General features: G+C 74.3%; 2 protein-coding genes. Both read right to left on the bottom strand.

Annotation, left to right across the window (positions count from 1 at the left end; all coding sequences use genetic code 11):
- Positions 1-9,465 (bottom strand): type I polyketide synthase (locus tag ACZ4FV_RS50285; RefSeq protein WP_465328059.1); only part of this gene is annotated, 9,465 nt, incomplete at its 3' end.
- Positions 9,462-11,984 (bottom strand): beta-ketoacyl reductase (locus tag ACZ4FV_RS50290; RefSeq protein ID WP_465328061.1); only part of this gene is annotated, 2,523 nt, incomplete at its 5' end. The genes ACZ4FV_RS50285 and ACZ4FV_RS50290, both read right to left, overlap by 4 nt.

Raw genomic sequence — 11,984 nt, forward strand, 5'->3', positions numbered from 1 at the left:
CGCCGCCATCCCCACCCCACCCGCACCGGCATGAACCAACACCGACTCACCCGACCGCAGACCACCCAACTCCACCAAGCCGTAATACGCCGTCAGGAACACCACCGGCACCGACGCCGCCCGCTCGAACGACCAGTCACCCGGCACCGGAACCACCATCCGGTGGTCGGCGACCGCGTCCGGGCCGAAGCCGCCCCCGAACATGCCCAGGACACGATCACCGACTGCGAATCCCGATACTCCGGGCCCGACTTCGCTGACCACACCCGCGCCCTCGCCACCCATCATCGCGGCACCCGGATACATGCCCAGCGCGATCAGCACGTCCCGGAAATTGAGACCGGCGGCCCGGACCCCGATCCGGATCTGTCCCTCGCCCAGTTCCTCGCCCTCCGGGGCGGCCGGCACCGGGACCAGCGCGAGATTCTCCAGCGTCCCGGCCCTGATGGTGTCCAACCGCCACGCGCCGGGAGGTGGCACCAACGCGGCGGACCCGCCGATCCGTCCGAGGCGGGGTGCGAGCAATCGGCCGCCGCGTAGCGCGAGTTGCGGCTCGCCGAGGGCAAGCGAAGCGCGGACCGCGGCGGGCAGCAGCGGACGGGAGTCGGCGGCGGTATCCGTGTCGATCAGGACGCAGCGGTCGGGGTGTTCGCTCTGCACGGAGCGGACGAGACCGACGATCGCGGCCCGGCCGAGGTCGGCGACGGCTTCGCCGGACTCCGTGGCCAGTGCGCCGCGGGTGCGCACCACGAGCCGGGCGTCGGCCAGGCGCCGGTCGGCGACCCACGCCTGGAGATCCGCCAGGACCCGTGCCGTGGACGTGTGCACCCGCGCGGCCAGGCTCCCGGACTCCAATGCCGCGTCCGTGGGCGAGAGCAAGGCGAAGTCCGGTACCGGGGCGCCCGCTTCGATGGCGGCGCCCAGTGCCGCCGGGTCCGTGTACACGACTGGGGCGATCCCGGCACCGGCCAGATCGGCGAGCAGGTCCCGGGTGCCCGGGGTGTCGGACGCGCCCAGCACCACCCAGGTGTCCTCGGATCCGCCGCCGGCCGGCGCGGTCACCGGCTTCCATTCGACGGTGAACAACGCGTCGCGGGTGGCGTCCCGGCCGCCGATGATCTGGTCGACGGCCACGGGGCGCAACACGAGGGAGTCGGCGCGCAGGACGGGGGCACCTTCGCGGTCGGCGACCAGCACGGTGACCGTGTCGGTGCCTTCGGGGATCAGCCGTACGCGCAGCCGTTGGGCGCCCGAGGCGTGCAGCGAGACGCCGTTCCAGGCGAACGGCAACAGGATTCTGGCATCTCGGCCGCCGGAGCCGGCCAAGCCGTACGCCTGGAGCGCGGCGTCCAGTAGCGCCGGGTGCAGGCCGTACCGTCCGGCCTCGTCGCGCTCGCGTTCGCCGAGCGCGACCTCCGCGTACACCTCGGTACCGACCCGCCAGACCTGTTCCAGGCCCTGGAAGGCGGGCCCGTACGCGTACCCGGAGGCGCGGGCCTGCTCGTAGAAGTCGGCGGTGTCCAGCGGGACGGCGTCGGCGGGGGGCCATGCGGTCAGGTCGAAGCCGGCGGCCGGGGTGGTGGGGGCCAGGACGGCCCCGGCGTGGCGCACCCAGCCGCCGCCGTCCTCGGCCCGGTCGGCGGCAGGGCGGGAATGGATGGTGAGGGTGCGCCGGTCGGTCTCGTCGGGCGGGCCGACCACGATCTGGATCCGTACTCCGCCGGTCGGCGGCAGGATCAGCGGGGCTTCGAGCGTCAGCTCGTCGAGTCGACCGCAGCCCGCCTCGTCGGCGGCGCGGACCGCCAGGTCCACGAAGGCGGTGCCGGGCAGCAGCACGGTGCCGGCGACGGCGTGGTCGTTGAGCCAGGGATGCGTGCGCAGCGAGATCAGGCCGGTCAGGATCAGGTGGCCGAGTTCGGACAGGGTGGTGCCGGCGAGCAGCAGCGGGTGGTCGACGGGGGCGAGCCCCAGTTCGGTGGCATCGCCGGCGCCGGCTCGGCCGGTACCGGACTCCAGCCAGTAGCGCCGGTGCTGGAACGCGTAGGTCGGCAGTGGGACGCGCACGCCGAAGTCGGCGCCGAGGACCGCGGTCCAGTCGACCGGCAGGCCGTGTACGTGCGCTTCGGCGAGCGAGCCGAGGAAGCGGTCGACGTCCTGTTCGTCGCGGCGCAGGGTGCCCAGTGCCACGGCGTGCCCGCCCGTCTCGTCCAGCACCTCCTCGATGCCGGCGACCAGCACGGGGTGCGGGCTGACCTCGACGAAGGCGGTGTGTCCGGCTTCGACGAGGGCGCGCACGGTCTCCTCGAATCGCACGGTCTGCCGCAGGTTGCGGTACCAGTAGTCGGCGTCGAGGTCGGTGGTGTCCTGCCGGCCCGCGGTGACCGTCGAGTGGAAGGGGATGCGGGCCGGGCCCGGCTCGATGCCGCCGAGGACGTCGGCGAGCCGGTTGCGGATCTCCTCCACGTGGGCGCTGTGCGAGGCGTAGTCGACGGGGATGCGCCAGTGCCGTACGCCTTCGGCCGCGCAGTCGGCGGTCAGTTCGTCCAGTGCGGCGGTGTCGCCGGAGACGACGGTGGAGCCGGGCCCGTTGATCGCGGCGACCGACAACCGTCCGGTCCAGTGTTCCAGGCGGGCGGCGACTCGTTCGGCCGGTTCGCCGACGGAGAGCATGCCGCCGCGCCCGGACAGCGCGGTGATCGCCTGGCTGCGCAGGGCGACGACCTTGGCGGAGTCCGCCAGGCTGAGCGCGCCCGCGACGTAGGCGGCGGCGATCTCGCCCTGTGAGTGCCCGACCACGGCGGCGGGTTCGACGCCGCAGGCACGCCACAGCTCGGCCAGCGCGATCATCACGGCCCACAGCACCGGTTGGAGGACGTCGACCCGGGCGAACCAAGTCTGCGAGGCGTCCGCGTCTGCGCGCAGCACCTCTTCGAGGGACCAGTCCACGTACGGGTCGAGTGCCTGTTGGCAGGCGGCGATTTGCGCCGCGAACACCGGCGCGCTGTCGAGCAGTCCGACCGCCATCCGGACCCACTGCGAGCCCTGGCCGGGGAAGACCAGGACGACGCGTTCGCCGTGCCGGGCCTGACCTTGGACGACCTGGGCGGCCGGGGTGCCGGCGGCCAGGCCGGCCAGCCCGTGCAGCAGTTCGGCGCGGTCGGCGGCCCGCACGACGGCGCGGTGGTGCAGGGCCGAGCGGGTGGAGTGCAGCGAGTGGGCCAGGTCGACCGGGGAGACGCCGTGGCCGGCGTCGTTCTCCAGGTGGTCGGCCAGTCGCGCGGCCTGCGCACGCAGTCCCTCGGGGCTTTTCGCGGAGACGAGAAAGGGCAGCACGGTGACGTCGGGCAGCGCCGGCGCGTCCTGCTCGGGCGCCGGCGCCGCAGCGTCCGCGGCGGTCGCCTCGGGCGCCTCGGGCGCCTCGGGCGCCTGCTCCAGGATCACGTGCGCGTTGGTTCCGCTGATCCCGAAGGACGAGATCCCGGCGCGGCGCGGTTGTGCGCCGCCCGTCCAACTCCGGGCCTCGGTCAGCAGTTCGACGGTGCCCGCGGACCAGTCCACGTGCGGGGACGGCTCGTCCGCGTGCAGCGTCTTGGGCAGCACGCCGTGGCGCATCGCCATCACCATCTTGATGATCCCGGCCGCGGCGGCTGCCGACGTGGTGTGGCCGATGTTGGACTTCACCGAGCCGATCCACAGCGGCCGTTCGGGATCGCGACCCCTGCCGTAGGTGGCGATCAGTGCCTGGGCCTCGATCGGGTCGCCGAGGGTGGTGCCGGTGCCGTGCGCCTCGACCGCGTCGATCTGGTCGGCGGCGAGGCCCGCGTCGGCGAGGGCGGCCCGGATCACCCGCTGCTGGGCGGGGCCGTTGGGCGCGGTCAGGCCGTTGCTGGCGCCGTCCTGGTTGATCGCGCTGCCGCGGATGACGGCGAGCACGGGGTGGCCGTTGCGGCGGGCCTCGTCGAGTCGTTCCACCAGCAGGATGCCGACGCCCTCGGACCAGCCCATGCCGTCCGCCGAGGCGGCGAACGGCTTGCAGCGTCCGTCCCCCGCCAGTGCCCGCTGGCGGCTGAACTCCACGAAGCCGCCCGGGGTCGAGGTCACCGACACGCCGCCGGCCAGGGCCAGCGAGCATTCGCCGCGCCGCAGCGCCTGGACGGCCAGGTGCAGCGCCACCAGCGAGGAGGAGCAGCCGGTGTCCACGGTCAGTGCCGGGCCTTCGAGGCCGAACAGGTAGGACAGTCGTCCGGAGATCACGCTGCCCGCGTTGCCGGTGAGCACGTAGCCCTCGACGCCTTCGGGCATCCGCGCCACGTCGGTGCCATAGCCGGTGGGGGTGCCGCCGACGAAGACGCCGGTGGGGCTGCCGTGCAACGAGTCGGGGGCGATGCCCGCCCGCTCGAACAACTCCCAGGTGGTCTCCAGGAGGAGGCGTTGCTGCGGGTCCATGGCGAGTGCCTCGCGCGGGCTGATGCCGAAGAAGTCGGCGTCGAAGTCCCCTGCGGCGTCCAGGAATCCGGCTTCGTTGGTGTAGAAGGTGCCGGGCCGATCCGGGTCGGGGTGGTAAAGCCCTTCGACGTCCCAGCCGCGGTCGGCGGGGAAGCCGCCGATGGCGTCGGTGCCGGCCGCGACCAGGTCCCAGAACTCCTCCGGGTTGGTCACGCCGCCGGGGAAGCGGCATGCCATCGCGACGATCGCGATCGGCTCGTCGTCACGGCCGGCCGCCTGCGGTACGGCCAGGGCCGCGTGGTCCTCCTCGCCGCTGAGCGCGGCCAGGATGTGTTTGGCGAGCACCTGCGAGGTGGGGTAGTCGAAGACCAGGGTGGTCGGCAGCGCCAGGCCGGTCTCGGCGTTGAGCCGGTTGCGCAGATCCACGGCGGTGAGCGAGTCGAAGCCGAGTTCGCGAAAGGCCCGGTCGGCGGGCACGGCCGCGGGGGCGGTGTGGCCGAGCACCTTGGCGACCTGGGCGCGTACGGTCTCCAGGACGATCGCGTCGCGTTCGGCGGCGGTGACCTCGGCGAGTCGGCGGGCCAACCCGCTGGTCGCCGCGGCGGCGGTGTCCGGTACCAGGGCTGCGCTCAACACGCGCTGTGCGTCCGGGAGTTCGCTGAACAGCGGGCTGGGGCGCAGGGCGGTGAAGCCGGTGATGAACCGTTCCCAGTCGATGTCGGCGGCCACGACGACGGTGTCGTCCAGCTCCAGCGCGCGGTCCATCGCGGCGAGGGCCGTGCGCGGGTCGATCATCCGGACGCCGCGGCTGGCCAGGATCTCGTGGGCTCGCTCGTCGTCGGCCATGCCCGCGCCGGCCCACGGGCCCCAGACCATGGAGGTGGCGGTCGCACCCCGGGAGCGGCGGTGCTCGGCGAGCGCGTCCAGGTAGGCGTTGGAGGACGCGTACACGCCCTGCATGCCGCTGCCCCACAGGCCGGAGATCGAGGAGAACAGCACGAACGCGTCGAGCGGACGGTCGCCCAGGACGCGGTCGAGCACCGCCGCGCCGGCCACCTTGCCCGCGGCGAGCCGGGCGCTCTCGGTCAGGTCGGTGTCGGCCAGCGCACTGGCCTGGCCCAGGCCGGCCGCGTGCACGACGACCCGCAGCGGCGGGCCGTCGGCGTCGATCTCGGCGACCAGCCGGACCACCGCGTCCTCATCGGCCATGTCGCAGGCCGCGACGGTGACCTGTGGGCCCAACGCGCGTAGCCGCTCGGCGAGTTCGTGGGCGCCGGGCGCCGCCGGTCCGGCCCTGCTGGTCAGCACGAGCCGCTCGGCGCCCTTCTCGGCGGCCCACTGCGCGACCTGCGCACCCAGACCGCCGGTGCCGCCGGTCACCAGCACGGTCCCGGTGGGTCGCGGGTCGCGGATCGGTGCCCGGTCGGCCGCCGAGGCGCGGATCAGCCGCCGGACCAGGACGCCGGAGTCGCGGATGGCGAGCTGGTCCTCGCCCGAGGTGCCGGGCAGCATGCCGACGGCGCGGGCCCAGGCCCGGGCGTCGGGCCGGGCGGGCAGGTCGATCAGGCCGCCCCACAGCCGGGGGAACTCCAGGCCGACGACTCGGCCGATGCCCCAGACCCGACCCTGGGCCGGATGGGTCAGCGCGTCCCGACTCGCGACGGAGACCGCGCCCCGGGTCAGGCACCACAGCGGGCCACCCGATTCGGTGTCGGTGAGGGCCTGGGCGAGCGCGATCGTGGCGGCCATCCCCCGCGAGAGCGCGGGATGATCTTCTCGGGCCTGTTCCTCCAGGCCCAACAGGGAGATCACGCCGGTGAAGTCGGCGTCCGGCAGCCCCGCCCGCACCCGGGCGATCTGCTCGGCCAGCGGCCCGCGCTCGACATCGGCCGCGGTGACCGGCAACCGCGCCACCCGCGCGCCGTGCGTGGTCAGCGCCTGGACGCACTGCGCCTCGAAGTCCGGGTCGTGCGCGTCCTCGGCGGACACCACGAGCCAGGTGCCGGTCAGGCTCGGGGTGGGGGCGCCGGTCAGCGGTCGCCAGACCACGCGATAGCGCCACTCGTCGACGGTGGCGTCCAGGCGGCGCCTGTCGCGCCACCCCGCCAGCGCGTCGATCGACGTCTCCAGCGCGGCGCGTCCGGATGCGCCGGTCGTCCCGAGCATCGCGGTAAGGGCGTCGATGTCCCGGCCTTCGACCGCTTCCCAAAAGCGCGCCTCATCCGGCTGCGCGGACCCGGCGGCGGGCGCGGCTTCCTCGGCGGGCGCGTCCGCCAGCCAGAACCGTTCGCGTTGGAAGGCGTAGGTGGGCAGGTCGGTACGGACCGCGCCCCGGTGGGCGAGCAGCGGACGCCAGTCCACGTCGACGCCGTTCGCGTACGCCTGGGCGAGCGCCGCGCAAAAGCCCGCCGTGCTGTCCCGGTCACGGTGCAGGGTGGCGAGCGAGAGCGCCGCGCCCTCGGCGGACTCGATCGTGCCCAGCAAGGCCGTGGTCAGTACGGGGTGGGCGCTGGCCTCGATGAAGGCGTCGTGACCCCGCCGGAGCAGCAGCCGGATCGTCTCCTCGAAGCGGACGGTTCGGCGAAGGTTGGTGTACCAGTACTGCGCGTCCAGGGCGGTGGTCTCCAGCAGGTCGGCGGTCACCGCGGAGTAGAACGGCACTGCGGCCGCGACCGGTCGGATGTCGGCCAGCTCGGTCAGCAGCCGCGCGCGGATCGACTCGACCTGGACCGAGTGCGAGGCGTAGTCCACCGGGACCCGCCGCGCCCATACGTCCGACCGTGCGCAACTCGCGAGCAGTTCGTCCAGGGCGGCCGACTCTCCCGACACCGTCACCGACGCCGGGCCGTTCACCGCGGCGACCGATATCCGGCCGTCGTATCCCGCGATCAGTTCGCGCACCCGCTCCACCGGAGCGGCGACCGAGGCCATGCCCCCGTCGCCGGGCAGATCCAGGATGGCCTTGCTCCGCAGCGCCACCACCTTCGCGCCGTCCGCCGCCGTCAGCGCGCCCGCGACACAGGCGGCGGCGATCTCGCCCTGGGAGTGGCCCACCACCGCGGCGGGCCGTACGCCGAAGGAGCGCCACAGCTCGGCCAGGGACACCATCACCGCCCACAGGACGGGTTGTACGACATCGACGCGGTCCAACCACTCCTCGGACTCCGACCGCAGCATCGACGTCACGGACCAGTCGACGAACGGCGCCAACGCGTCCTCGCACGCGGCGATTTGCTCGGCGAAGACCGGTGCGGAGTCCAGCAGGTCGGCCGCCATCCCCAGCCATTGCGATCCCTGACCGGGGAAGACCAGCACCGGGCGCGTCACCGGGCGCGCCACGCCCTGCACCACGCCCGCCACCGGCTCCCCCGCGACCAGCGACTCCAAGCCCGTGACCAACTCCGCGCGCTCCGCGGCCAGTACCACCGCGCGGTCGTCGAGCGCGGAGCGGTGCACGGCGAGGGTGAGCGCGATGTCCGCGAGCGGGGTCGCGGTCTCGACCCGCGCGTGGCGGGCCAGTTGTGCGGCGTGGGCGCGCAGGCCGGCTTCGCCGCGGGCGGACACGACGAAGGGCAGCGGGCCCGACCAGGCGCGGGACGCCGCACCGTCTTGGTCCGCCGGTTGCGCCGGGGCGGCGGCCGCCTCCTCGAGGATCACGTGCGCGTTCGTGCCGCTGGCCCCGAACGCGGAAACCCCGGCCCGGCGCGGTTCGCCCGCCGCGGGCGGCCAGGCGAGGCTGTCGGTCAGCAGTTCCACCGCGCCGGACGACCAGTCCACGCCCGGTGTCGGCGCGTCCACGTGCAGGGTCTTGGGCAGCGTGCCGTGGCGCATCGCCATGACCATCTTGATCACGCCGGCCACGCCGGCCGCGGCCTGGGTGTGCCCGAGGTTGGACTTCAGCGCGCCCAGCCGCAGCGGCCGATCCGGCGAGCGGCCGGGCCCGTAGGTGGCGATCAGCGCCTGGGCCTCGATGGGGTCGCCCAGCCGGGTGCCGGTGCCGTGCGCCTCCACCGCGTCGATGTCCGCCGGTGCCAGGCCCGCGTTGGCCAGCGCCTGTTCGATCACCCGTTGCTGTGAGGGGCCGTTGGGCGCGGTGAGGCCGTTGCTCGCGCCGTCCTGGTTGACCGCCGTGCCCCGCACGACGGCGAGTACGGGGTGGCCCTTGCGGCGCGCGTCGGAGAGCCGTTCGACCAGGAGCATGCCGACGCCCTCGGCCCAGCCGGTGCCGTCGGCCGCGGCTGCGAACGGCTTGCACCGACCGTCGGCGGACAGACCGCGCTGCCGGCTGAACTCGATGAACGCGGCCGGAGTGGCCATCACGGTCACCCCGCCGGCCAGTGCCATCGTGCATTCGCCGCCGCGCAGCGCCTGGACGGCCAGGTGCAGCGCCACCAGCGAGGACGAGCACGCGGTGTCCACGGTCACCGCGGGGCCTTCCAGGCCCAGCGCGTAGGAGACGCGGCCCGACAGCACGCTGCCGACGCTGCCGGTGAGCGCGTATCCCTCGACCCCCTCGGGCATCCGCTGCACACCGGCGCCGTAGCCGGTGGGGGTGCCGCCGACGAACACGCCGGTCGGGCTGCCCTTCAGGGTGCGCCGGTCGACCCCGGCGCGTTCGAACGCCTCCCAGGAGGTCTCCAGGAGCAGCCGCTGTTGCGGGTCCATCGCCAGCGCCTCGCGCGGCGAGATCCCGAAGAACGCCGGGTCGAACTCACCCGCGCCGTCCAGGAATCCGCCCTCGTGCGCATAACTGGTGCCGAGGTGGTCGGGGTCGGGGTGGTAGAGGTCGTCGACCTGCCAGCCCCGGTCGAGGGGGAAGCCGCTCACCGCGTCCACCTCGTCGGCGACCACCCGCCACAGGTCCTCGGGCGAGCGAATGCCGCCGGGGTAACGGCAGGACATGCCGATCACGGCGATCGGCTCGGGGCGCTCCAGTTCCGCGATGCGAGCTCGGGCCCGCTGCAGGTCGACCGTCGCGCGCTTGAGATAGTCCCGCAGCTTGTCTTCGCTGCCGCTCATGAGTGGTCACCTTTCGGGGCCTGCCCGGGGGCTTCGAGATGGTGGTCGAGCAGGGCGAACAGTTCGTCGTCGGAGGCGGTCTCGACGCCCGCCCCGTTCGCGGTCGCGGTGTCCTCGCGGTCGAGGGAGCCGAGTCGATCCAAAAAGCGCCGCATGCGCAGCGCGACCCGGGCGCGAAGCTGCGGGTCCTCCTCCGCCACACGACCGAACGCGTTTTCCAGGCCGTCGAGTTCGGCGAGCACCGGGGCCAGGACGGATGCGTCGCCGCCGGTCAGTTCGGTTCGCAGTCGAGCGGCCAGTTCGACGGGGGTCGGGTAGTCGAACACCAGCGTGCTCGGCAGTTCGACACCGGCCGCGCGGCTGAGCCGGTCCCGCAGGTCCACGGCGGTCAGCGAGTCGAACCCCAGGTCGCGGAAGGCCTGGTCGGCCTGTACCTGAGCGGCCGAGGCATGGCCGAGTACGGCCGCCACCTCGCCGCGCACCAATTCCAGCAGGATCGTCTCGCGTTCCGCGGCTCCGGCGGTCGCCAGTCGGCCGGCCAGGTCGGGGTCCGCCGGGCGGGCGCCGGCGCCCGGAGCGGCCCGCGCGGCGAGGACGGCGGCGACCTCGGGCAGGCCGTCGAGCAGGGGGCTCGGGCGCATCGAGGTGAAGCGGGGAGCGAAGGTGCTCCAGTCCACGTCGGCGACGACCACGTCCGTGTCGCCCAGGCCCACCGCGCGGGCCATCGCGTCCACGGCGGCCCGCGGATGCATCGCCCGCAGGCCGCGCCGGGCCAGCTGGTCCCCGTCGTCCTGTTCGGCCATGCCGTCCCCGGCCCACGGTCCCCAGGCGATCGACGTGGCGGTCAGGCCGCGGGCCCGGCGGTTCCGGGCCAGCGCGTCGAGGTGCGCGTTGGCTGCTCCGTAGACGCCCTGGGCGCCGCTGCCCCAGACGCCGGCTATCGAGGAGAACAGCACGAACGCCGCCAGCGGCCGGTCGCCGAGCACGGCGTCCAGGAAGGCCGCGCCCGCGGCCTTGCCCGCGGTGATTCGCGCGGCCTCGACCGGATCGGTGTCCGTGATCAGAGCCGCCTGGGTCACCCCGGCGGCGTGCACCACCGCCCGCAGCGGCGGCCCGGCGGCGTCGATGCGTTCGATCAGGCGCTGTACCGCGGTTCGGTCGGCCACGTCGCAGGCCTCGATCAGGACGTCGACGCCGAGGCCGGTCAGTTCGGCCGTGAGGGCCTCGGCCCCCGGGGTCGCCGCGCCGCGGCGGCCGGCCAGGACCAGACGCTCCGCCCGCGCGCCGGCCGCCCAGCGCGCCACGTGCGCGCCCAGACCGCCGGTGCCGCCGGTGATCAGTACCGTGCCTTCGGGCTGCCAGGAAGGGTCGCCGGTCTCGGCGGGTACCGACGCGCGGGCCAGGCGCCGTACCCGGACGCCGGCAGGCCGGATCGCCACCTGGTCCTCGGCGCCGTGCGCGATCACGTCCGCGAGGCTGGTCCACAGGTCGGCGACATCATCGAGGGCCCGGGCTTCGGACCCGTCCGGTATCGAGCCGGCCGCGAAGGCATCGGTGATGTCCACGAGGCCGCCCCAGACGCCGGGCAGTTCGAGCGCGGCACCCCGGCCGAGCCCCCAGATCTGCGCCTGCTCGGCATGCGTGACCGGTTCGGACGCCGCCGTGGACACCGCGCCGAAGGTCAGGCACCACAGCCTGCCCTCCGGGTTCGTGTCGGCGAGTGCCTGAACGAGTGCGAGGGTGGCCGCCAGGCCGTGGGTGAGCCCGGGCAGGTCGGCGCGCTCCCCCGGCAGGTCGGACAGGAGCGAGACCACGCCGTCGAGGGGGCCGAGTTCGCGCAGGCGGTCGGCGAGAACGCTGCGATCGCACGTCGCCGGGTCGACGTGGAGTGCCATCACGTGCGCGCCGCGCTGTTCGAGCCCGCGCCCGCACGCGTCGGCGTGCCGGCTCGCCGGATGGCTCACCACCACCCAGGTGCCGGACAGTTCGGCGCCCGATGCCGCGGCCGCGGAGCTGCCCGCCTCCGCCCGGCCGGCCCAGGGCGTCCACTCAGCGTGGTAGCGCCAGGTGTTCGGGTCGTCCGAATTGCCGCCGGCGGCGGTTCGTGGGTCGGGCAGCGGGTCCAGCCAGTAGCGTTGCCGCTGGAACGGGTAGGTCGGCAGGTCGACCCGGTCGCCCCGGCCCACGAGGAAGACGGGCCAGTCCACGGCTATCCCGTGCACATGCAGCGCGCCCAACGCGGCGGCGAACGTCGCCCGTTCCGGCCGATCCCGGCGAACCAGCGCAACGGCGAGCGTGTCGGCGGCCGGGCCGAGGCATTCGCGGGCCATCGCGGTCAGCACCCCGTCGGGCCCGACCTCCAGCAGTACGGACCCGCCCTGGGCGCCGGCGGCGGCGACGCAGTCGGCGAAACGGACCGGCTCACGAACCTGGCGCACCCAGTAGCCGGGGTCGGTCAGTTCGTCGGCCTCGGCGATTCGGCCGGTGAGGTTGGCGACCACCGGGATCCGCGGGGCCGC

The sequence above is a fragment of the Embleya sp. NPDC025285 genome, from assembly GCF_055558835.1.